Source organism: Paraburkholderia metrosideri, from assembly GCF_904848625.1.
Classification (GTDB): domain Bacteria; phylum Pseudomonadota; class Gammaproteobacteria; order Burkholderiales; family Burkholderiaceae; genus Paraburkholderia; species Paraburkholderia metrosideri.
In genome coordinates, this window is sequence record NZ_CAJHCP010000025.1 from 23,110 (window position 1) to 45,887 (window position 22,778).

Annotated in this window: 20 protein-coding genes and 3 pseudogenes; 16 read left to right on the top strand and 7 right to left on the bottom strand. The window is 59.2% G+C overall.

The features are described 5' to 3' along the window. Nucleotides 1-146: 146 nt before the first annotated feature. From LMG28727_RS32855 to LMG28727_RS32865, 3 genes are all read left to right on the top strand, one after another. Nucleotides 147-1,490 (top strand): aromatic ring-hydroxylating dioxygenase subunit alpha, encoded by a 1,344-nt coding sequence (locus tag LMG28727_RS32855; protein WP_201646472.1) that lies wholly within the window; start codon nucleotides 147-149, stop codon nucleotides 1,488-1,490. A gap of 36 nt (nucleotides 1,491-1,526) precedes the next feature. Further along, nucleotides 1,527-2,519 carry a PDR/VanB family oxidoreductase gene (locus LMG28727_RS32860; protein ID WP_201646473.1) on the top strand — a complete coding sequence of 331 codons (993 nt, stop codon included), beginning with the start codon at nucleotides 1,527-1,529 and terminating at the stop codon, nucleotides 2,517-2,519. A 116-nt stretch (nucleotides 2,520-2,635) separates the two neighbouring features. Further along, nucleotides 2,636-4,078, top strand: a complete 1,443-nt coding sequence (locus tag LMG28727_RS32865) for an MFS transporter (RefSeq protein ID WP_201646474.1) — start codon at nucleotides 2,636-2,638, stop codon at nucleotides 4,076-4,078. Nucleotides 4,079-4,361: 283 nt separating this feature from the next. Here the strand turns inward: LMG28727_RS32865 and LMG28727_RS32870 are convergent, their stop codons facing one another. Then, on the bottom strand, nucleotides 4,362-4,970 hold the full coding sequence (locus tag LMG28727_RS32870) for a TetR/AcrR family transcriptional regulator (RefSeq protein WP_201646475.1): 609 nt from the start codon (nucleotides 4,968-4,970) through the stop codon (nucleotides 4,362-4,364). Nucleotides 4,971-5,040: 70 nt separating this feature from the next. Here LMG28727_RS32870 and LMG28727_RS32875 point away from each other — a divergent pair, with 70 nt between their 5' ends. Beyond that, on the top strand, nucleotides 5,041-5,361 hold the full coding sequence (locus LMG28727_RS32875) for an EthD family reductase (RefSeq protein ID WP_201646476.1): 321 nt from the start codon (nucleotides 5,041-5,043) through the stop codon (nucleotides 5,359-5,361). Between the two features lie 405 nt (nucleotides 5,362-5,766). Here the strand turns inward: LMG28727_RS32875 and LMG28727_RS32880 are convergent, their stop codons facing one another. Next, nucleotides 5,767-5,916: a hypothetical protein gene (locus LMG28727_RS32880; RefSeq protein ID WP_201646477.1), complete on the bottom strand. Its 150-nt coding sequence runs from the start codon at nucleotides 5,914-5,916 to the stop codon at nucleotides 5,767-5,769. A gap of 20 nt (nucleotides 5,917-5,936) precedes the next feature. Between LMG28727_RS32880 and LMG28727_RS32885 the strand changes: the two genes are divergently transcribed. Both LMG28727_RS32885 and LMG28727_RS32890 read left to right on the top strand, forming a co-directional pair. Beyond that, on the top strand, nucleotides 5,937-6,074 hold the full coding sequence (locus LMG28727_RS32885; RefSeq protein ID WP_201646478.1) for a hypothetical protein: 138 nt from the start codon (nucleotides 5,937-5,939) through the stop codon (nucleotides 6,072-6,074). Between the two features lie 36 nt (nucleotides 6,075-6,110). Beyond that, on the top strand, nucleotides 6,111-6,965 hold the full coding sequence (locus tag LMG28727_RS32890) for an NAD(P)-dependent oxidoreductase (RefSeq protein WP_201646479.1): 855 nt from the start codon (nucleotides 6,111-6,113) through the stop codon (nucleotides 6,963-6,965). A gap of 30 nt (nucleotides 6,966-6,995) precedes the next feature. Here the strand turns inward: LMG28727_RS32890 and LMG28727_RS32895 are convergent, their stop codons facing one another. The 4 genes and pseudogenes from LMG28727_RS32895 to LMG28727_RS32905 form a co-directional block, all read right to left on the bottom strand. Beyond that, the gene (locus LMG28727_RS32895) at nucleotides 6,996-7,250 is read right to left on the bottom strand and encodes a MarR family winged helix-turn-helix transcriptional regulator (protein ID WP_201646480.1); all 255 of its coding nucleotides are present in this window, start codon (nucleotides 7,248-7,250) and stop codon (nucleotides 6,996-6,998) included. Further along, a pseudogene (locus LMG28727_RS34895) lies at nucleotides 7,251-7,334 on the bottom strand (hypothetical protein); the annotation flags it as partial. Further along, nucleotides 7,333-7,419: pseudogene (locus tag LMG28727_RS34900) on the bottom strand (KUP/HAK/KT family potassium transporter); the annotation flags it as partial. The pseudogenes LMG28727_RS34895 and LMG28727_RS34900, both read right to left, overlap by 2 nt. A 172-nt stretch (nucleotides 7,420-7,591) precedes the next feature. Beyond that, complete coding sequence (locus tag LMG28727_RS32905; protein WP_201646482.1) at nucleotides 7,592-7,924, bottom strand: hypothetical protein; 333 nt, start codon at nucleotides 7,922-7,924, stop codon at nucleotides 7,592-7,594. Between the two features lie 460 nt (nucleotides 7,925-8,384). Here LMG28727_RS32905 and LMG28727_RS32910 point away from each other — a divergent pair, with 460 nt between their 5' ends. The 3 genes from LMG28727_RS32910 to LMG28727_RS32920 all read left to right on the top strand — a co-directional run bounded on the left by LMG28727_RS32910 (nucleotide 8,385) and on the right by LMG28727_RS32920 (nucleotide 12,610). After that, complete coding sequence (locus LMG28727_RS32910; protein WP_201646483.1) at nucleotides 8,385-9,368, top strand: LysR substrate-binding domain-containing protein; 984 nt, start codon at nucleotides 8,385-8,387, stop codon at nucleotides 9,366-9,368. Nucleotides 9,369-9,853: 485 nt separating this feature from the next. Beyond that, on the top strand, nucleotides 9,854-10,825 hold the full coding sequence (locus LMG28727_RS32915; RefSeq protein WP_201646484.1) for a PhnD/SsuA/transferrin family substrate-binding protein: 972 nt from the start codon (nucleotides 9,854-9,856) through the stop codon (nucleotides 10,823-10,825). Nucleotides 10,826-11,479: 654 nt separating this feature from the next. Next, the gene (locus LMG28727_RS32920; protein WP_236592548.1) at nucleotides 11,480-12,610 is read left to right on the top strand and encodes a porin; all 1,131 of its coding nucleotides are present in this window, start codon (nucleotides 11,480-11,482) and stop codon (nucleotides 12,608-12,610) included. Nucleotides 12,611-12,727: 117 nt separating this feature from the next. On the opposite strand, the gene LMG28727_RS32925 is transcribed toward LMG28727_RS32920, so the two are convergent. Then, complete coding sequence (locus LMG28727_RS32925; protein WP_236592550.1) at nucleotides 12,728-13,831, bottom strand: ABC transporter substrate-binding protein; 1,104 nt, start codon at nucleotides 13,829-13,831, stop codon at nucleotides 12,728-12,730. 217 nt (nucleotides 13,832-14,048) lie between these two features. Between LMG28727_RS32925 and LMG28727_RS32930 the strand changes: the two genes are divergently transcribed. The 7 genes and pseudogenes from LMG28727_RS32930 to LMG28727_RS32960 form a co-directional block, all read left to right on the top strand. Then, a complete protein-coding gene (locus LMG28727_RS32930) occupies nucleotides 14,049-15,029 on the top strand; it encodes a LysR substrate-binding domain-containing protein (RefSeq protein WP_201646485.1) in 981 nt (326 codons plus the stop codon). A gap of 375 nt (nucleotides 15,030-15,404) precedes the next feature. After that, nucleotides 15,405-16,406: a Bug family tripartite tricarboxylate transporter substrate binding protein gene (locus LMG28727_RS32935; RefSeq protein ID WP_236592554.1), complete on the top strand. Its 1,002-nt coding sequence runs from the start codon at nucleotides 15,405-15,407 to the stop codon at nucleotides 16,404-16,406. A 131-nt stretch (nucleotides 16,407-16,537) separates the two neighbouring features. Next, entirely contained in the window at nucleotides 16,538-17,401 is an 864-nt protein-coding gene (locus tag LMG28727_RS32940) for an amidohydrolase family protein (protein WP_201646487.1), read from the top strand. Nucleotides 17,402-17,628: 227 nt separating this feature from the next. After that, nucleotides 17,629-19,668, top strand: a complete 2,040-nt coding sequence (locus tag LMG28727_RS32945) for a tripartite tricarboxylate transporter permease (protein WP_201646488.1) — start codon at nucleotides 17,629-17,631, stop codon at nucleotides 19,666-19,668. 125 nt (nucleotides 19,669-19,793) lie between these two features. Next, the gene (locus LMG28727_RS32950) at nucleotides 19,794-20,324 is read left to right on the top strand and encodes a carboxymuconolactone decarboxylase family protein (protein ID WP_201646489.1); all 531 of its coding nucleotides are present in this window, start codon (nucleotides 19,794-19,796) and stop codon (nucleotides 20,322-20,324) included. Between the two features lie 476 nt (nucleotides 20,325-20,800). Further along, entirely contained in the window at nucleotides 20,801-22,000 is a 1,200-nt protein-coding gene (locus LMG28727_RS32955; RefSeq protein WP_268960570.1) for an MFS transporter, read from the top strand. Nucleotides 22,001-22,541: 541 nt separating this feature from the next. Then, nucleotides 22,542-22,778 (top strand): annotated as a pseudogene (locus LMG28727_RS32960) (ABC transporter substrate-binding protein); the annotation flags it as partial.

Sequence of the window (22,778 nt, forward strand, 5' to 3'; positions counted from 1 at the left end):
AGAAATGCTGCGTGCGCTGGACGAACGGCAACCTTTTTGGATTTTGTAGAGGTTGTGCGGCTCGCATGGGTCGCCAAGAATTCGCTCATCGCTGGAGCCTCGCCGGGTAGGGCGGGCGGCGTTACCGACATTCGAGGACACAGAACATGTTGAGTCAGGAAAAGAACAGGCTGCTTACCGAAGTGGGCCCGGACACGCCGATGGGCAGCTATCTGCGTCGCTACTGGCATCCCGTTGCGGGTGTCGCCGAGTTCGACGACAAGTCCGTGCGTCCGATTCGCCTGTTCGGCGAAGATCTCGTGCTGTTCAAGGATTTGAGCGGCAATTTCGGGCTCGTGCAGCGTCGCTGTCCGCATCGCAATGCCGACCTCGCGTTTGGTTTCGTCGAGCAATGCGGTTTGCGCTGCGCGTATCACGGCTGGGAATTCGATGCGAAAGGCCAATGCACGCATCAGCCGTACGAGGAGATCGTCGACACGCAGGCGCGTCTGCGTCAGAAGACCCGTGTGACGGCCTACAAGGTGCGCGCAAAGGCAGGCATGGTGTGGGCGTACATGGGGCCGTCGCCCGCGCCTGAATTGCCGGACTGGGAGCCGTTCGGCTACACGAACGGCTTCGCGCAGGTGGTGATGGCAGAGATTCCGTGCAACTGGTTTCAGTGCCAGGAAAATTCGATCGACCCGATCCATTTCGAGTGGACGCACAACAACTGGACTGAGCGCCAGCAGAACAGTCACTCCCAACACGTACCGACGCACCTCGAGACGAAGTACGAAGAGTTTGAGTATGGCTTCATCTACAAACGGTTACGCGCGCACGAAACCGAGCAGAACCCGATGTGGACGACGGGGCGCGTCACGCTGTGGCCAAACGCCTTTTATCTCGGACATCATTTCGAATGGCGCGTGCCAATCGACGACGAAAACACGCTGAGCGTGCTGTGGGTTTACAACAAGGTACCGAAAGAGCAGGAACCATATGTCCAGCAGCACATACCGGCATGGTATGGACCTTTGCGCGACGAGAACGGCGAGTGGATCACCAGTCATGTCGCGAATCAGGACTTTGCGGCATGGGTTGGCCAGGGCGCGATCACCGATCGTACGCGCGAAACGCTCGGCGCAAGCGATCGCGGCATCGTGATGTTGCGCAGGCGCTTCTTCGAGGAGCTCGAAGCAGTCGCTGCGGGCGCGACGCCGAAGGGCCTCATCACTGACAGCGCGACTAATCACAACGTGTTTTTGCCCTCGGCGTGCCGCGACGAAATGATCAACGGCATGACGCTCGCAGAGTTGTCCGCGCATCCGTTGCTCGGCGCGTATCTGCGCGATTTCATCGGTCAATACGGACAGCCGGGGAGCGTGCGCAAGGCCTACGAGGCCGCCATCGGGCAGAAGGTGAATCGTGCGCGGTTCTTCTCGGTACATGGCGCGCGGCAGGCTTCCTTGCAGGACGCGTGCGATGTCGCGCCTGTGGACGAAGAATCGTAAGCACACGTGTCATCAATCCAACGAGAGTCTGCAACCATGCAACAGCCAACAGGCGATGCGACCGCAAATCGCGCGCAGACGCGCATCGAAGCACGCGTGCGCACGCTTCGTTACGAAGCGGAGCGTGTGCTGGGCATCGAACTGGTGCCGGTGGATAACGGAAGCTTTCCGCGCTTTACGCCAGGCGCGCATATCGATCTGCACCTTCCGGTTGGCATCACGCGCAGCTACTCGCTCGTGAATTCGCCGGACGACGTGGATCGCTATGTGATCGGCGTGCTCGCGGACACGAATAGCCGCGGCGGCTCGTGCTACGTGCACGAGCAGTTGCGCTGCGGTGCAGTCCTGACGATCGGCGCGCCGCGCAACAACTTTGCACTGGATGAAAGCGCCGCGTCGACGGTCCTGATCGCAGGCGGCATCGGCATCACGCCGATGCTGTGCATGTATCGGCGCCTGCGCGAAGCTGGTCGCACGGTGCGTCTCGTGTACTGCGCGCGTGAACGCTCGCAGGCCGCTTATCTGGATGAACTCGACGCATCCGACGGCAGCGTGCATCTGCATTTCGACGCCGAACATGCAGGCCGTCCGTTCGATCTCGCCGCATTTCTCGCACAGCAGCCTGCCGACGTTCACGCGTACTGCTGTGGACCGAACGCAATGCTGAATGCGTTTGAAGCCACGTGCGCACACGCGGGCATTGCCAATGTACACATCGAGCGCTTCGCTGCGGGCGCTCCCATCGTCGAAAGACAGCAGGATGGCTACACAGTCGAACTCGCGAAAAGCGGCCGGCGTCTGGTCGTGCCAGCGGGCGCGGCGTTGCTCGACGTGTTGCTCGAAGCGGGCGTCGATATCGACCATAGCTGTCGAGAGGGCTTGTGTGGCGCATGTGAAACGCGCGTGCTGGGCGGCTGCCCAGCGCATCGCGACGCGGTGCTGACACAGTCCGAACGCGCCGCGAACGCGGTGATGATGGTCTGCGTGTCCGGCGCGCAAAGCTCGACGCTCGTGCTCGATCTCGCGTGACGCGAGCGCAGTGTGCGCGCGTTCCTGCAGCGTGAATGCCGGACTTGAAAACAGAAGCCGCTCGTTTTCGAAGCGGCTCACTCCCTTACGGACCCCGCAATTTCCCTTTTGAGGACATGATGGATCTATCGAGCACAGTGAAACAGGTCGACGCGAACGCCATGTCGCGCACTGGCGATCCGCAGGACGCCGCGCTGATTTCGGCGCGTATCGAACGGCTGCCGTTCACGCGCTGGCATGCGCGCGTGCTGGGCGTGGTCGGTTTCGTGCATATGACCGATGCGTTCGATGCACTGACGATCGCTTTCGTCATGCCCGTGCTGATCGGCTTGTGGCATCTGTCGCCGGGCGATGCAGCGCTGCTGGTATCGGGCGGCTATGTCGGACAGACAATCGGCGCGCTGCTATTCAGCGCCGCCGCCGAGCGTTTCGGCAGGCTGCGCGTGCTGCGCTGGCTGCTCGTGATTCTCGCGTTGGGCAGCCTCGCGTCCGCGTATGCGCCGGGCTATGCCGTGTTCATCGCGTTGCGGCTCTTTCAGGGCATTGGGCTGGGCGGTGAGTCGCCTGTGTCGGCTACCTACATGAACGAACTGTGTCCCGCGAAAATTCGCGGACGCGTGATCTTCGTTCTTCAATCGACCTTCGCTGTCGGCAATCTGGTTGCTGCTGTCGCCGCGTTGTGGCTGATTCCTGCGTATGGCTGGCAGGTGATGTTCCTCGTCGGCGCGTTGCCCATCGTGCTCGCGGCAATCCTGCCGCGCATGGCGCCCGAGTCGCCGCGCTGGCTGGCGATCAGTGGCCGTGCTGACGAAGCGGAACACATCGTCGGGACGATCGAGCAGTCCGTGCCGCGCGATCTGTACGCCTTGCTGCCTGCAGCGCAGGTCACTGGAATACCTGTCGATCAGAGAAAGGCGCCGTTTCGCGCCCTGTTCCAGCGAGGCTTCGCCACACGCACGCTGGTAGTGTGGCTGATGGCGTGCTGCGGCAGCCTGACAACGTACGGCATTCTCGTGTGGTTGCCATCGCTCTACCGCACCGTCTATCACCTGCCGTTGAACGTCGCGCTGCGATACGGCATGGTGAGCATGATCGCGACGCTGATCGGAACGCTGGTCGGCGTCTTTGTGATCGACTGGCTCGGCCGCAAGAAGACCTTCGCGCTGGCGTTTCTCGGCGCGGCGTTGCCGATGCTTTATCTCGCGTTCAGCGGCACGCATGTGCCCGCCGCGCAGGTTTCGATGCTGGCGTCGCTTAGTGTCGCGATGATCGCGATCGTCCAGTGCGGGATTTACGTCTACGCGCCAGAGGTCTATCCGACACGGGTTCGCGCGCGAGGCGCGGGTGCGGCGTCAGCCGTGACGCGTGTGTCGTCGGTGATCGGTCCGATGATCATCGGTGCGCTGTTGACTTACATGAGCGTCGAGGCCGTGTTTGGCTATTTCGCTTTTGTGTCGCTGGCCGGCGCGATCGTGATCGCCGCGTTCGCGATGGAAACGCGCGGCAGAACGCTCGACGAGATTGCTGGCGAGACGACGGTTCGTTCGCATCGGCAATGAAACGCCGACGCCGGCGCCGGGCACGCGCAAGGGTGCGGCCCGGCGTCTACAGCACCACGCAGTTTATCGGCCTTGCAAATGAGCGGCGTGAGCGGCGGCTGGCTGCTAATGGCCGACGGACAAAAGCGTCGTTTTTTATGTTCGGGGCTCGTTGCTTATTTGCTTCTAAACGCCACGAACTAAGGAGCGCACACGACATACGCAACGCCGTGTCCGGCCAGAAAGTGCTGATCCATCCCGTGTGGGGCGCGCGGCGCTATGCATACGCGAGCTTCCAGGCGATCTATTCGCCCGTCTGAAGCATGGACTTCAGCGCCTCTCCCGCCGCATTCGCGACCACGACCAGGCGTGCTTCCGACATCCCTTCGCGCGCGCTGCCCGAAAGCCCCGACATGACGGTCGAAACGAAATCCGTCACCGCATCGGTTGCATCGGGATGTGTCGCAGCAACGATCGCTCTCACTTGCGCGCGTCTTCGCCCCGCAATCTCGCGGGCCAGTACGGCACTTTCGCTCTCCGTGTTGCCACGCGCCGCTTCGAGCACGAGACATCCAGTGCGTTGCGGATCGCGCGAGTAGGTCTGCGCGGCCCGCTCGAGCAGTTCCCCGAGTGCCTCCGCCGGCGGACGATCTGGTCGCAGGATTTCCGCGAGCGACAGTTCGCTGCGCGCGTAACGCTCGAGCACCTGTCCAAAAAAGGCCGCCTTGCTGCCGAACGCCATATAAAAGCTCGGCGGCTTGATGCCGAGCGCATCCGTCAGCGCGCTCAAACCGACCGCGTCGTAACCGGCCTCGTGGAAGAGGCGCTGGCCGATCTCCAGCGCCTTTTCAGGATCGAAGGCGCGCGGCCGACCACGTCCCGGCCTGGGCTTTGAATTTAAAGTAGTGGTCACTACACAAATTCCTTGATTTACCGATGCGCGAATTTTATAGTGATCGCTAATTTAATTCAAGGAGGCCGATTTGACGCGTACACAGGACGTACCGGTGACGATCTATGTGACCTACGAAGGCGCTGCCGGCGCGGCCTTCGACCGCGCGTATTACGTCGAGCATCACTTGCCGCTCGTCATGCATCACTGGGCGCAATACGGGCTCGTCGGCGTTGCGGCGTTCTTTCCGGCAGTCGAGCAGGCCGGGACGCTCGCGATCTGCGAATGCCGTTTTCGCAACGCAGCCTCGGTCGATGCCGCGTTCGGATCGCCGGAAGCGCGCGCCGTCATGGCCGACGTGCCGCACTTCACCGATATCGCGCCCATTCGCGTGCGCGCAGTGGCACTCTAAAAAAGGGATCTGCATGAACAATCGATTCGCACCGTGGATGACCACGCCCGCGCGTACGGTCCGTCCTGGTCATTTCTGGGTGCCGGGAGACCGCGTCACGATTGGGGAGCACACTTATCAAACGCCGCCGATGTACGTCGAATGGGAAACGCCCGAGACGATCAAGCGCAGGAGGCCGGTTGTGCTGATGCGCGGCGGCGGGTTTCAGGGCACGGAATGGTTCGACACGCCTGACGGGCGTCCAGGCTGGGCGCAGCGTCTCGTCGAGGCGGGATACGCGGTGCTCGTGGTCGACCGTCCGGGTCACCGTCGCTCGCCGTATCACGTGGATACGGTAGGGCCGATGGGGCCGGTGTTCTCGTACGAAGGCGGCCGGCAGATCTATTTTCCGGGCGACGACCCGCATCACACGCAGTGGCCGTTCGACTCCGACGACGAAGCCGCGATGGACGAATTCATCGCCGGGGGGCCGATACGATCGAGCAGCGCGGCAGCGCGATCGGCGTCCATCGTTCGCGGCGGCCGGTCCGCCGACTGCGGCATTTTTCGACGCATGCGGGGCGTCGACCGAATAGATGCAACTCGCGGATCGCGGCTTGCACGGCAACGGCCACGGACTGATCTACGAAAAAAGCTCCGACGCGGCGCTCGCGCCCGTGCTCGACTGGTTCATCCAGCAGACCGAAACGGAACAAGCGGACATCGCCGGCTGAACTGACTGAATCGACCTTGCCTGGGAGAACACGCATATGGAAATCGGCATCATTGGTCTTGGCGCGATGGGACGCGCGATGGCGCGCAATCTGGCGGCCGCGGGACACGACGTGAAAGCCTGGAACCGCTCCGGCGGACACGTTGAAGGCGTGACGTTGGTCGCATCGCCCGTCGACGCATGCCAAGGCGATGTCGTACTGACGATGCTCTCCGACGACGACGTAATACGTACGGCGCTCGTCGAGCCCGACGTGCTGGCTCACGCAAAACCGGGTCTTGTGCATGTCGTGACTTCGACCATTTCCGTGGCGTTCGCCCGTGAACTGGTCGCGTTGCACGACGCAGCGGGCATCGGTTTCGTGTCTGCCCCCGTGCTCGGACGTCCGGACGTCGCGGCGAAGGGCGAACTCAACGTACTGGCTGGCGGCGCACCCGATGCGGTGGCGAAAGCGCGCCCTGTGCTCGATGTGATCGGAGGCCGTATCTGGGACATGGGCGCGGACGCACCGACTGCGAACGCAGCGAAGATCGCCTGCAACATGATGATCACGATGGCGATCGAGGCGATGGCAGAAGCTGTCGTGCTGACGGAGGCCAACGGCCTTCCTCGCGAGCGATTTTTCGACGTGATCCTGAACACGCTGTTCGGCAGTCGCTCGTATCAGGTCTATTCGGCCAACATCGCAGACAGCAACTACGAGCCTGGGTTCAAGGCGACGCTCGGCCTGAAGGATCTACGGCTGGCATCCGAAGCCGCCCAGCAGGCGGGCCGTTCGTTGCCGATGCTCGCGGCTGTGCATCGGCAGATGACGGACACGATTGCGGCGGGATTCGGTGAACGGGACTGGTCGGCGATGGCGAAATTCACGATCGAGTCGACGGACCGGTGAATCGCGCGTGAGCGCGAGGTGCGCTCACCCTCATGCTGCTGGTTTCGCATCCTCGCCACTCGCCGAACGGCGAAACACATCCACCAGCTTGTCGACGATGCGATTGAGTTCGTCGCGTTCATCCTGCGACAGCATCGACAGCATTTCCGCTTCCAGCGACTGTCCCAGTTCGTCGCTGGCGACGCGTGTCTTCTCGCCCGCCGCTGTCGCCGATAGCTGAAAGTGCCGCGCATCGTCCGGATGGATGGTTCGCCGCACCAGCTTTCTGTCGATCAGATCCGACAACAGTTTCGACAGCAGCGTCTTCTCAATCAGTGTCTGTTCTTTGAGCGCCGTCGTCGTGATGCCCGGCGTGTCGCAGCCCCGAATCGAATACCGTGCTCATGGTGTAGAGCGGACTCGTGCCGATGTCGCCGAACACGATGCCGATGGCGCCCAGTGCCAGCCCGGCCATCGACCCATGGTTGCCTGGGCGCCCGCTTGCGGGCCTGAAGACGATTCCATGAATGGCTCCTTCTCAGCGGGCGCGACCCTCAGCCTGCGACCGGTGCGCCGCCGGCCCGCACGCGCCGGTCGGCTCGTGTGGTCAAGCAGGTTTTGCCGCGATGGGCTGATCAGCGGCCAGCTCACAGAGACAGCGTACAGAAGAAAAGGCGCGTATCAAAGGGCTCCTGATCCCGATGCTTCGCAGCTGTTTTCAGCCGACGCTGTTGAAGCAAAAGGCTTTTTGTCCGCACCCCCGAAACGATTGCGACCGTGTTATTGGCTTCGAAAACCATCACTGTGACGTGCGGGTTTTCGTGAACGGTGCCACCGAAGCCTTCAACCGCGCTCGGGAAGACGATCTCGGGGGCGCCTCCCGCCTTCAGACTGGTTGACGTCACCGAGCTGTTGGCGGTCGCGAGCGTGGCGCCGATCGAGTTGGAACCACCGCAGCTTGCGAGACCAAAGCCGACCATGACGTTCGCGAGCTTTTCTTGAACTCAAGGTAAGTGAATCATCGTCGGCACAGGAGCGCACGGATGATTCCCTGCGAAAAAGATGGATCGAACGTCTGCCACTCCGCGATGGAGGCACCTTCTGATCGCACCTTCGTGTGCGATTCGCAAGACCGGGGGTTGACGACTTTCCTTCGTTTGGTGACAACTCGACTTGGGCTTACGACGCACAGCACGAGTCTGTTCAGAAGATCCCTGCGACGCTCTGTGATATTGCGAAACGTAGAATTGCGGATGCGCAGTCCGACCGAATGAAGAATCGTCTGCAGTTTTAGGTAATTGCAAGTATGTCGACGCGCTTACGCGCAGGCGGTAGTTTGATCTGAATCCAGCTGGAGCCTCGAGCCCGATCGCCTACTAGTACGAGAGTAAAATGCAAGAAAGCTTACGCGACCATAACGGTTACGAATACGGAGACTTGATGAGTCAACTCGACTGGTACCTGACAGCAAATTTAAAGGCGCGCCACTTGCGTTTGATATTAGCCGTAAATGATTTCGGTAATTTAAGTGAGGTCGCGTCAAACTCTTTCATCACGGTGTCTGCGGTGTCGAAGGCGCTGAGCGAAATAGAGAGCGCACTCGGCGTCAAGCTTTTTGAGCGTACCGTCAATGGGTTGCGACCCACTGCATATGGTGAGTGCGTAGTGCGTCACGCTCGCGTTCTCCTCAGCGGATTGGGGCGTGTTGCCGAGGAAATCAAGGCGCTGCAAACCGGGCAAGCCGGGAAAGTGCACATCGGCGCGCTGCCCAGTTTGATTCCGACGATCATGCCGAAGGCGCTCGTCAGGCTCAAGCAGCAGTCGCCGCACGCCAATGTGTCGATCTTCGAGGGACCGATGACGACCTTGCTGCAGGAGCTAAGACGAGGCGAACTGGACCTCGTGGTCGGACGCCTGCCGAATCAGTCGGCGATGGTCGGGTTGCAAGGCAAGGTGCTCATGTATTCGCAGGTCAGGTTGGTGACGGGCCCGAATCATCCTTTGGTCGGCAAAAAGACGCTTCGATGGAAAGATCTTCAGGACTTCCCGTGGGTGCTGCCTCCGCCTGGATCGTTGCTACGGGAGCCGATCGAAAGCACGTTCGCGCGTAACGGCATGTCCATGCCGCTGAACTACATCGAGACACTTTCGGCCCATCTCAGCCGTGCCTATATTCAATCTGAAGACGCCATCGCGCTGTACACAATCGATATCCAGTATCCCTACGCGGAAGTCAGTCCTATCCATGTTCTGCCGCTGGATCCCGGTTTTGTCAGATCTCCGCTTGGCGCCGCCTGGCGGGCGGACAAACCGCTCGTACCCAGTGCAATGCTGATGCTGAGTTGCCTGGAAGAAGTCAGCCCATTGCTGTTGTCGACTGAGGCGGAACACTCAGCGGGGCTCGTCGATACCGAGGTACGGTGATCCACGATAAGCGCGGCTGCTCGCGGCCCGCTTACAGAGAACGCGATTGCAAACGGATCCAGATGCGGCCTTTGGTCCTGCCGGAGTAAGCCAGCTCGCGTGCTGAAACGATCAGTTACCCGCCTCAATATTGCGTTTACGCACAAACAGCGGCAAGCGCGTCAATGCGAGTTTTGATTCGAGTGATCAACGAACAACTCTTCACTCCTCGTATTCCCTAAGTTTTACCATCTGGTTAAGACTGACGTAATTTTATTCAATCGACCGGATGGCGATGCACTGGCAACATCCTGATCGCCTGGCACCGGGGCATGGGTATAGAGCGCGAACAGATCTCAACCTACCGGCAACCCACAGCAGGACCATTCCGGAGTAGCCAGAACGTTTTCTGACGGTGCGCCGCGCATTGGTCGGGTTGCACCGCCACGCACGCAGGAGATCGCGCGAGCGTTCGTGCGCCACAGCTAACTATTCAGGAGAGACGCATGTCAACTAAGGTACATCTCAAGATCGCAATCGCAGATCATCCGCAAACATCAGCCGTTCGTGATGGCTCGATCCCTATAGAGGGCGTGGAAGCCGAATTCGTCACCGTCAAACCGCAGATCGGTGCGTTCCGGCGGATGGTGCGTGACGTTGAATTCGACGTATGCGAGCTGGCACCGACTACCTATATCATCGCGCGCGCATATGGCGCACCATTTGTAGGACTGCCGATCTTCGTGGTGCGCCGTTTCCACCACGGTGGCCTGCTGGTGCGTCCGGACGCCGGCATCAAGCATCCGAAGGACCTGGAAGGCAAGAAGGTCGGCGTCCGTGCTTACTCGGTCACGACTGGCGTGTGGACCCGCCAGGTGCTGATGGATGAATTCGGTCTGGATTCGTCGAAGGTGACATGGGTCGTCGATGATGAAGAGCACGTCACGCAACTGACGCTGCCATCGAACGTGATTCATGCACCGGAGGGCAGTTCGCTGGCCGACATGATGGCCAAAGGCGAACTGGCAGCGGGCTTTGGCGCTAACGCGGGAATTGGGCGCACTGGCGCGCCGACGGGCGGATGGAAGGAAGTCGAGGCCGACTATCCGGATCTCCTACCTAATGCGACCGAACTCGAGACCGAGTACTACGCACGCACCGGCGTTTATCCGATGCACGGCACCATCGTTGTGAAAGATTCGGTGCTGGCCGAGCACCCGTGGATCGGCAAGTCTATTTATAACGCGTTTGCACAGGCAAAAAACGAGTGGTTGGCACGCCTCGACGCGGGCCAGTCTCTTACAGCAGGGGACAACAAATATCTAAAGCTGCGCAAGATCGTCGGCCACGATCCGCTGCCTTACGGTATTGAGGAAAACCGCAAGACTATCGAGGCACTGGAAACGACGGCCTTCAAACAGGGCCTTACGCCGCGCCGTATGTCGATGGAAGAGTTGTTCTTCGACCTGCGGGTATGAAGTTCGGCCGCCATTGAGCGAGCGGGGTCAGTTCTATGGGGTGAGGCGAAAGCAATCCGGGTCCTGAGTGAGGCTATTCGGACGAGTAAAAGAAGATGATCGGCCGTTGATCCGTTGATCCGTTGATCCGTTGATGCTAGCGATGCGTCTGGCGAGGACGCTCCTTGCCAGACGACACGAGAGCCTTTGCGCGGCCGCTCGATCGCGGCCGCGGACGGCAAATCCGCTATAGCTGTCTTATCGGGAATCCAAGGCGAGGGCAGTAACTAAAGCGCTTGAGTCTCCCGCTTCTTTTTGCATCATCCTGCAGTTCGTTTCAAGTCATTCCGAAATGGCTACACTCCACCTGCTTCCGGGCAAGCGAAGGCGGGTATTTGCGTTGCTCTAGATTTTTGACGAGTGTGATCGAGAGCAATAGGGAACGCGCGATGCCCGTCGCACTATTCGCCATCCACATGATGAGGTCCACGCCCTTTCTGCGCATTCGGCTTGACGATTTCCTCAAGCCACGACCAGATTATTTCAATAGACCTACGGCGACAAGCTAGCAAGAATTACGGTGCTTCGATTCAAAAGCAAAACCGGAGACAACCCAATCCGTTAGAAACGGGTCGCGTCCTTGACGCGCCACGACGATGGATTGCGGATTAATACATGGAGACAGAAGCAGACATGAATCACAAGCTCGCATTGTGCGCTTGCGTGGCGCTCATCAATGTCGCACCGGCGTCGGCTCAGGAAATCAGCTCAAGCTCGGTAACCTTGTACGGCTCGATCGACGAGGGTGTGCAATACCTCAGCCACGCCGCCACTGGTAAAACGACCGGCGACGCCTTCCAGGTAGGTTCAGGCATGGCAACCTCGTTTTTCGGTATGCGCGGGACGGAAGATCTCGGCGCGGGTGTGCAGACCATCTGGAATCTCGAGGGCGGTTATTCGCCGCAGAACGGTACATCGAGTCAGGGCGGACGTCTGTTCGGCCGGCAGGCGTACGTCGGTCTCGACGGGCCGTACGGTAGGCTGACGTTTGGGCGCCAATACACGATGCGCTTTTACGCGATGTCCGCGATCAATCCGTTTGGCGACGGTGCACAGGGTCTGACTACGCTCGACAATGGCGTGGCCAACCCTCGTGCAGACAACGCGGTCAGCTATCGTGTCCACTTCGGTGCGCTGGAAGGCGGTGTGAACTACAGTTTCGGGCGCGATGGCGTCGCTGCCACGCCTGTCAGCGTGGTCGGAAGTAATTGCCCGGGAGAAACCACTCCCTACCAGGAATGCAAAGAGTGGTCAGCGCTGCTCAAGTATACCGGTAACAACTGGGGCGCGGCCACTGCCTATGAGCGAAACAACGGTGGGACCAAGGCGACATATGGTGGCCTCACATCCCCTGAACTGACGGATAGCCGCTACGTATTGGGTGGGTATCTCAACGTAGACGGCGCTAGGTTCGGCGTGGGTTGGATCAGGCGCATCAACCTGGGTATTGCGACGCCGAGGAGCGATCTTGTGTGGGTAACAGGAACGGTCCCCGTAGGTCACAACATCTCTATCGATGGCATGGTGGCCAACCTCAGATACGATCATTCGCCGAATAAGGCGCTGGTTGAAGTACTGCGCGGCGTCTATACGCTGTCAAAGCGTACATCGCTCTACGTAACTGCGGATCATATAAACAACAGCGGCAATCTCGCTCTTGCAGCAAGCACGATGCTGCCCGTCGAAGCTCCGCCGCCGGGAGGCTCGCAACTTTCGGTTATCGCTGGCATCAAGCATCGATTCTGAAACTACACGACGAAAACGTGATCGTATCGTGACACGCAAACCGAGTTCGCACAGACAGTCCACGGGGTGTCGTGCGAAGACCAGGAGCAGGCGTGAGCCTGCTTTACTAACGCTGTTTCAGCGGATCAGAGTAGCTGCGTCGTGCGCCGCTGTCATGTCTGCAATTGCGCGTTCAGGCTGCCTCTGCGTGAGGTTGCCGAGGTTGATCTCCATGTCTTGCAGATAGTTGATTTCTTCGTTGGTCAACGACAGATCGCGGGCGTAAGGCTGCTGGGTTTGATAGAAATTCCAGACCGCCTGCGCAGACGAGTTGTCGAACTTCTTCTGCACTTGCTTGCGGGCTTCGAAGAAAGCGTCGTGTGCAGCGGGCGACATCAGGTATTCGTAGAGCGAGCCATAAGCGGCCATGACCGCGACGATGTTCGCATGCTGGTTAAGAAGCGCGGACTCCGATGCATAAGCGGTCTGGAAGATGCATCGGGGTAACGCCTCCCACATGTCGGCACCGCGGATGGTCACCAGTCCGTCGTTGTCATTCAGATGTGAGACGCTCGAGCAGCAAGCATCGACCTCGCCTTTCACGACGGCTGCATGACATTCGTCATTGCCTCCCTTGTCGATGAAGTGCACCTGCGAAGCGTCGATGCCGGCTTCCCGCAAGAGCTGGACCGTCAACATATGCAACAACCCTTTTGGAGGACCCACGGCGACCGATTTGCCCTCCAGATCAGTCAGCGTACTGATGTCGCCAGACCGCGCGAATAAGGTCAGCGCACACCTGCGCATTCCAGCACCGACAATCTTCACCGGCGCACCTTCGGCAATTCTTGGCAGCACCATATTGGAGCCCGATATCATGCAGATATCCGCGACGCCTGCGGTAATCGCGTCGAATGGTCCGCTCGTGCCGGCTGCCTCGACGATGAGCGCATTTGCGCCGAATTGCCTGAGGTAGTCCTGTTTTTCCATCAACAGGTTGAGCGTTGCATTCTCCAGGCCCGGGTTGCTGACGATCCTCAGTTGGGTGGCATTGGCCTTCGCGACGTAGGGCGCAGCTAGTGAGGCCGTCAACAGGCCTAAGCCGAGGCGGCCCGTGTTGCGCAAGAAATGGCGGCGATTTAAAGTTTGCGTCATGTGAGTCTCCGTCCATGTTGTCGGCGCCATTTCTTGAGGAGCTACGCCTGCGTGCACAGCACGACAGCGGTAGCCGGTCGAATTCAATTGAAGTACCCATGCATCGATAGGTATCCTTCTCGTAACGTCGCCGGATGGAATTCATGTCGGCATAGCCGTCAAGCCTGTTCCGGGCGCAAGGATCCAGTCTGCGATCGACGTTTACTGAAAGATCCGGATCTTGCGCCCGACTCGCTCCTTGGGTCGATTGAATAAATCAACTTTGGACTTAACCAGATGGTAAAACCTGCAGGGGATACACGACGTGTCAGAGCTCGATTGGTACCTTAAGATCAACGTGAAGGCGCGGCATCTACGTTTGCTCGTCACAATCGACACCTATCGCAATCTGACGCAGGTCGCAGAGGCCACCCACGTGTCCGTGCCGGCGGTGTCCAAGTCACTGGCCGAGCTCGAACGCGGACTGGGCCTTACGCTGTTTGAGCGCACCACGCACGGCATTGTGCCGACGCCGTATGGCGAATGCCTGATTCGACACGCGCGAACGATCCTGACCATCCTGCATCGGGCCAGCGACGACTTGAAGGCGCTCAACTCGGGAACAGCGGGGAAGGTTCACATCGGTATGCTGCCGGCTTCCGCGTCGATGCTGCTGTCCACGGCGCTCAACCTGCTGAAGCAGCGCTCGCCCGGTACCAACGTCATGGTGACCGAAGGGACGACGGCCTTGCTGCTTCCCGAACTCTGGCAAGGCCAACTCGACCTCGTCGTCGGTCGGCTGCCGCCGACCGACACGCTGGGCAGTTTCGAGGAAAAGGAGCTTGTCGAAGAGCCCGTGATGTTGATGACCGGCTGCCACCATCCGCTGGCGCGCAAAAAGGTGTTGAAATGGTCGGACCTGCGGCCTTATCCGTGGATCCTGCCGCCACCCGGTTCGATACTTCGCGATCCGCTGGAACGGACGCTCGAAGCGCACGATGTGCCGTTGACCAACAACTACATCGAGACACTTTCGATGCACGTCGCGCGCGCCCATCTGCAGGTGTCCGATTGCATTGCCGTGATGGCTGGCACGCCTGTGAACGATACGGGGCAGCGTCTTCATACCTTGCCCCTGAGTTTGCCGCAACTGCTACGGCCTGCTGGCGTGTTATGGAATCGTAATCGCGGACTGACGCCCAGCGCGAAGCTTATGCTCACCTGTCTGGACGAGGCTGCGCAGAGCCTGTCGGACGCATCTGACAGGGCGGTTCCCAGCGTGTCGGCGGCGCGCAAGGGGATGTAAACGTTTTCTCGGCGCGAGTCGATAACATCTGCGCGACGTCTTACTACTTCCTCGATTCCATGGGGCTAACCCTTCTTGCCCGCAAAGCTACCCGCTCGATGATGCGAACCGCTCTGCAGGAGGGGCGGAATCCTGCCATCATGTCTTCACTTGCGGATTGACCGTTTGCTCAAGTGCACCCCTCTTTTTATCAATTGACGGAAAGCGGCGTATTCGCAAAAATTCAATTCGTTGATGCGCGAATCATGAGCGACAACACGAGCGACCAACGGTGGCGGCGACCATGCACGGCTTGCCGTGATCAGGGATCGCAAACAATCGGAGACATGGAGAACTATGAATTACAGGACCGCATTACGCACTTTCGCGGTGCTGATGGGCATGGCCACGACTGCGCTTGCCGCCCCGGCTTCTGATCAGTCAGTCGAGCAGTTTTACACCGGCAAGACCCTCACGCTCGTGGTCAGTGCCGATGCAGGGACGCCCACCGACATCATCGCGCGGCAATTTGCGCGCTTCTTCGTGAAGTACATGCCCGGGCATCCGCAAGCCGTGGTGATGAATGTGGTCGGGGCAGGCGGCATGGTGGCGGCGTCTTCACTTCAGTCCCGCCAGCCCGCCGATGGCACCGTGGTCGGCTTCCTTCAGCGCAACAACCTCTATATTCCGCTGCTGGATCCCAGACAGAGCCGATTCGACCCGCGTAAGGTGGAGTGGCTCGGTAGTTTGAATAAGGTCGACTACTGCATGGTGGCAATGACCCGCTCAGGCGTAACGAGCGCAGATGATCTGTTCAAAAAGAGGATGTTCAGTGGTGCAACCGGGTTTTCGAACGAAGACCGAACCTTGCCTGCACTACTGAATGAGTATCTCGGCACGAAGTTGAGCATCGTGCCGGGTTATACAGGACGAGGCGAGGTTTATCTCGCCATGCAGCGCGGTGAAGTCGATGGTTGGGCGTCGACGGTCGATGGACTGAAGCAGGGCGATCCGGTGCGGCTTCTGGCCAACGGAAAGATGAAAGTACTGCTGGAATTCGGCTGGAAAAGTCCTCCGGAGTTTCCTGATGCGCCGAACCTGAGCGCGTATATCACCAAGCCGGAGGTCAAGGCGGTTTTCAATCTGTTTCTGCTGCCTTTCGAAGCAGGGCGCCCGATTGCGGTCCCTCCGGGTGTGCCCCCAGATCGACTCGCCGCGTTGCGTTCAGCGTTCGCCAAAACGATCGCCGATCCTGAGTTCCAGACGATGATGAAAAACGCTGGTTTTCCGATTGAGCCGATCGACGGCACAGCGGTAGAGCAGATCGTCGACAAGCTTTACGCGACACCGGAGGCGCAATTGGAAAGCGCGCGCAAACTCATCTTCAGTCCTGGTTGAAAAAAATCCGCAGCGCGCGGATCGAGAATTCAGGTTCGCGCGCTTGCACTTGTCCCTGATATAGACACGAGTCGGGCGGGTGAATGTATCCGGGCAAAAATTAACTACACAGTATTTAGAGGTACTAACCGATGAACACAGAAATAGTCGATATTCATCCCCATGTAGTGTCAAAAGACACGGACCGCTACCCGATTGCTCCGCAGCATGGACATCGTTCGGACTGGTCCGCCACGCGTCCGGTGACGTTCGAGCAGATGATCGCCGAGATGGATGAGGCGGGCGTATCGAAGGCTGCGATCGTGCATTCTTCGACCACCTACGGTCATAACAACGCCTATGTCGCCGACTGCGTCGCACAGCAGCCGGAGCGCTTCACGGGCGTGTATTCGTTCGATCTTCTGGCGGCAGACGCACTGGAAACCTTCGACTATTGGCTTGTCCGTGGCATGGGCGGCATTCGACTTTTTACGGGCGGCGCGACCCATCAAGGGGACGGGAGATGGCTGGTCGATCCGGCAACGTTCCCGATCTGGGAGCGTTGCGCAGAGATCGGTATGACGATGGTGGTACAGACAACGCTGACCGGTGTGCCGATGGTGGCCGAACTGGCAACCCGCTTTCCAGACGTGCGTATCGCGGTCGATCATTGCGCGCGACCAGTTCTCGAAGAAGGGCCGCCGTATGCCGCCTGTGCGGCACTGTTTAACCTGGCGAAATACGACAATGTCTATATGAAGATCACGCCGCGCACGTTCGACCTCGCTCAGGCCGCGCTTGGTGGAGCGGACGCGTTCTTCCCGCATCTCGTGAAAGTATTCGGCGCGGAGCACCTGGCTTTTGGCTCCAACTATCCGGCGTCGGCGGGCCCGTTGAAGAAGCTGATCGATCAGGGGCACACGTGCTTCGCATCCCTCAGCGACGAAGAGCGCGCGTGGGTCTGGGGCGGCACGGCAAAAGTTCTTTATCCCGCTCTGGCCGATGAGCGCTTGTAATCGGGTTGGAGATTCAGGCATCGGGAATGTATGAGGAGACGACGGGCACTCGCTGGATACTCCGCTTAGCTGTGGTGTCTGTGCTGAATGAGCAATCGGGCGGCAATACCGTTGACAGTGGCTCAGCTTGAGACTTCATCGTTTGCCCGTCTGATACGATGCCTCAATTTTGCCCAGCCGCCTTACAGAGTAAGCCTCTGGAGCTTGCTCGCCAATCTGGATGACCTATGGAATTCTTCAACGATGCAACCTTGTTGGCAGCAGGTCACGCTCTGTCGACGCTCTTACAGTTCCACCGTCTTACCTTTCTCGTGTTCGGCGTCGTGGTGGGACTCGCAATCGGACTGTTGCCAGGGATCGGCGGCCTGACCGGCTTTGCATTATTAGTGCCTTTCACTTACACGATGGATCCGTATGCGGCGTTTGCGATGTTGCTCGGCATGGCGTCGGTTATCACGACATCGGACGTGATACCGGCGGTTCTGTTCGGCGTCCCGGGCCACGCGGCTTCGCAGGCGACCGTTCTCGACGGATTGCCGATGACCAAACGCGGAGAAGCCTCGCGTGCGCTCAGCGCGTGCTATATGTCGTCGCTTCTAGGCGGACTGATCGGAGCCGTGATCCTCGGCGTCTCTTTGCCGCTGGTCAGGCCATTCGTTTTGTCGATCGGCACGCCGGAGATGCTCGGACTTACGATCTTCGGCATCTCGATGGTGGCGTCACTTTCGGGTAATGCCCCGCTGAAGGGTATCGTCGCAGCGTGTTTCGGTATTCTGGTCGGCATGATCGGCACGAATGTGGAGACCGGTCAAATGCGCTGGACCGGCGATCTTCTTTATCTTCAAGACGGTGTTCCACTCGTTCCGATCATTCTCGGTATCTTCGCGCTGCCTGAGCTGTGCGAACTCGCTATCCGACGTACCGCGATTGCGGAGAACGTTCAATTCAGTTCACGCGAGGGCATGCGTCAGGGGATCGTCGACACGCTGAAGAACTGGTTCCTGGTTCTTCGCCTGGGGGCGCTTGGTGCTGCACTCGGCGCGATCCCCGGTATCACCGGTGCGGTAACGGACTGGATCGCCTACGGTCATGCGATGCAAACCTCGAAAGGTGCCAAGGAAACATTCACGACCGGTGACGTGCGCGGCGTCATTGCGCCAGAGGCTGCCAACAACGCGAGAGAGGGTGGAAGCCTCGTGCCGATGCTTGCTTTCGGCGTTCCCGGCGGAGCAGCGCAGGCTATCCTGCTCGGCGCGCTGATGGTGCATGGTTTCATCCCCGGTCCCGACATGTTGACGAAGCATCTGGACCTGACTTACTCGATGGTCTGGTCGATTGCACTTGCCAATATCTTCGGCGCCGGTCTGTGCTTTCTGTTGAGCGGGCAATTCGCGAAGATTTCGACACTGCGTTACACGCTCATTCTGCCGGTCATCATGCCCATCATCTATGTGGGTGCATTTCAGGGTTCGCGCAGTTGGGGTGATCTGTTCGTGCTGTTGATTGCAGGTGTGATTGGCTGGACCATGAAGCGAATGAAATGGACACGTCCGCCACTGATTCTCGGTCTCGTGCTCGGCGTGCTGATGGAGCGTTATATGACCATCTCGTTCATGCGTTATGGCATGCACTGGTTATTGCGGCCTGGCGTGACAATCCTGCTGATTCTCGCTGCCGCAATCTTTCTGAACCCGTTGTTCAAACTTGTTCGTAGTGGCGGACTTGCGCGGTTTAAGCCGAGTGGGAAAATCGCATTCAAGCTCGAGGATCTCACCTACCTGTTTTTTATCGGTGTGGGTCTGTACATGCTGACGAGCGCCCAGGGCTGGCTCTTCATGGCCAGGATAGGACCGACGGTGGTCGCAGGCATCCTGCTGGTTGCAGCAACCCTCAGTCTGGCCAATAAAGTTCTGGCTGCACCTCTTCCTTCTGGGGTGGCTCACGCGGGTGGTATACACATGGATGTAGCCAGCAGCAACGACGAACTGCTGACCAACAGGACTGTATTGCTGCGGGCGGCGAAGTTCCTTGGCTGGTTTGTCGCGTTTCTCGTGTGCATGGCGCTGATCGGCATGATCCCGACGATCCCTCTGATCATCGTCGCATTCATGCGTGTTGAGGGGCGCGAGTCGTGGCGACTGAGCGTGATTATCGCGTTCTGCGTGACGGCACTCGTCTACGGAATCTTCGAGCAGGTCATCCACATCCCGTGGCCAGGCAGTCTGCTCGGTCAGTATTTTCCTATGCTGGCAGTGGGTGGCGCGTGATGGACCCGTTTGATGTGACGGGCGTTGCGCACGCAAAAAAACAATCGTCGGGGCGGATTCGTATTGGTAACAGGCCATATGGATGCGGATCCTGCTTCCATGTCGTTTCAATTGAAGGAGAGAACATGGTGGACACAAGACTCGAAGCGATCGACCCGGAGAAAACCAGCGATAAGCAACGGGAAGTGATCGCGCGACTGGGCGAAGGGCGGGGGCGTATTCCGACGCCGTTCAATATCTGGCTACACAATCCGCGTCTTGCCGAAGGGATGGAAATCATCGGTACGCATGTCGATCACTCGCCGGTGCTCAGCGAAGCGGAGACGGAGGTGGCGATTCTCTCGACGGCGGTGTTCTGGAATTCCCCGTATGTGATCGCCAACCACCGTCGGCACGCGCTTAAATCCGGCATTCCGGAGTCGGTAGTCTCTGCAATCCTCGAAAAGCGTCGACCCGAGTCGGTCGAAGGACGGCTCGGTGTGGTGTGCGAAGCGGTATCCGCCATACTCGCGGGTGCTTCGGTCGATGACGCCCGGTTCGATCGTTATAAAAGCGAACTTGGCCGCGCGTTGATCGCCGAATTGCTGATTACCATCGGCTATTTCACTTCGGTGTCGCTCGCGATGACGTTGCACGCTCTCGAGCCCAAGAAGTGATGTTGAGCCCCACGCTGGAAGACCTGATCGCCTGGCGCGAGGTTGCTTGACTCAAAGGACTCCGAGGGTGTGGCTCAGGTGCAGTCTGATTCGGGATGTCGGTCGCGCCCTCGACGAAGAAACGCCTTCCAAGGATCGCCTGAACTGGACCCTTGAAGCAATCTGTGGGGGGATTTCTGATCCTCCAATTTCCCGGCCGCAACGGCCGGACACGCGAACCTGAGTTAGATAATATTCGCCCCCAAAACGTTTCGCAATTACTGGCGTTGCTGTTTAGCAATTGCATTTCGCGCGCGAATGATTTCGAAGGCAGATACGATCACATGGATTGAAGAATGCCGCAGCATGAGTTTTCTAAAGTCACTAATGCTGAGGTACAGGCGCTTTAATACCGGCGCTAGTAAAACAGGAAAGTTGAATCTCCCATGACGCGCGCCCCCGAAACAACGCCGAATTCAGTCGCCGTGGACACAGGCATGGCAGCCTTGATAGGCCGTGAATCGTTCAGGCGGTTCATGACAGCGCGGATAGGCTCCATCACTGCCCAACAGATGCTGTTGCTCGCGATCAGCTGGCACATGTATGACCTGACTTCCAGCGCATGGGATCTCGGCCTCGTCGGACTATTCCAGTTCATGCCAGGCCTTGCCATGACGCTTGTTGCTGGGCACTGCGCCGATCGCATGCATCGCGGCCGGCTGGTCGTGGGTTGTCTTGCCGCTCAGGCCATGACGGCTTCGTTGCTCGTTGGGGCGACTGTGACGCATGCTGTGACGCGCGACGTCCTGCTGGGTTTCTCGCTTTTCCTCGGCGCTGTGCGGCCGTTCCAGATGACAGGGCAGCAGTCGCTGCTGCCGATGCTGGTTCCGCAATCGCTGCTCGCGCGCGCGATGGCGCTTAGCACGGTTGTCCAGCAAATTTGCGTTGTGGGCGGCCCGGCGGTGGGTGGACTATTGTTCGCTATTGGAGTCAACTCGGTCTACTTAACCTGCGCCGCGCTTTTCAGCGTGAGCGCTGCGACGTGTGCATTTGTGCGTTACGACTACTTGCCGCCGTCGCGTGAACCCGTCAGTGCAGTGTCGGTCCTCGCCGGCCTGCGCTTCGTGTGGAGCAGTCCGCTATTGCTCGGCGCTATCTCGCTGGATCTGTTTGCTGTTCTGTTCGGCGGCGCCACTGCGCTGTTGCCGATCTACGCGAGAGAGATCTTGCATGTCGGGCCGCAAGGACTGGGATTGTTGCGTTCCGCTCCGGCGGTGGGCGCGCTATGTGTTGGCCTCGTTTTGTCGCAGCGTGCCATTCGGCGCGGAGTCGGCAAGAAACTGCTGGTTGCAGTTGCAGTCTATGGCCTTTGCATCAGCGCATTCGGGTTGTCGCGATGGTTTCCGCTCTCGCTGATACTGCTCGCGATCTCGGGCGCTGCCGATGCGATCAGCGTTGTCGTGCGGCAGACACTGGTTCAACTGGAAACGCCGGATCGGATGCGCGGCCGGGTTTCCGCCGTGAACACGCTGTTCATTGGCGCGAGTAATCAACTCGGGGAATTCGAATCGGGCGTGACCGCCACGGCGTTCGGCGTGATCGGGTCAGTTGTGCTTGGTGGATGCGCGACGATTTTCGTCAGTCTGGCATGGAGCCGTCTTTTCAGGTCGCTGGCCGACCGCGATAACTTGCACTGAGTATTGGGAGGCAGGCGTTCGAGAGCTGTGCAGGGGCGACCGACTGCGGGGTCATGCATGTGAAGCTGGCGCGGCAACCTAACCGATCAGGGCCCAGCCTGGATTCTTATCGCACCTGTCCGTTCAAGCCATTTCGGCGTTCCGGCAAGTGATAAGTGACGTTGAAGTAGAACGGTAAGGCACGACTGTCGTCGTGACGTTAGCTTCTCCTTTCGACGTGTCATCTTCGATTAAAAAGTCACCCACCCCGGCTCCCCGACGAACGCGTGCACTATGCTTGCGCGACCACACGACCGCACCTGGCAAAAGGCGCTCCACCAACATCTGTCGTCATCACACTCTGCCTTCGGAGTGGCGCTGGAGGTCAGAGGCTTTACCAAATGGTTAAGACATACGCCTCTTATTTCAATAGACGGGCATGCAGGCCGGCAAGATCATACGGTCAACGAGATCATTTGCAGCCGTTGCAGTTGGTCCGTGTTCGGCCCCACCTGCGATCGCGGCCGAATGATCGACAAACCTATTGAAACAGGAGATATCGTTGACCAGAAACGTCCCGCTCAAAATCGCTATCGCTGAGCATCCGCACACGTCTGCCATCCGTAACGGTTCCATCCCCATCGAGGGCGTGGATGCCGAGTTCGTTACGGTTCAGCCGCAAATCGGCGCATTCCGCCGGATGGTGCGCGATGTCGAATTCGACGTCTGCGAACTGGCGCCGACGACTTACATCATCGCCCGCGCATACGGCGCGCCGTTTGTCGGTCTGCCGATTTTC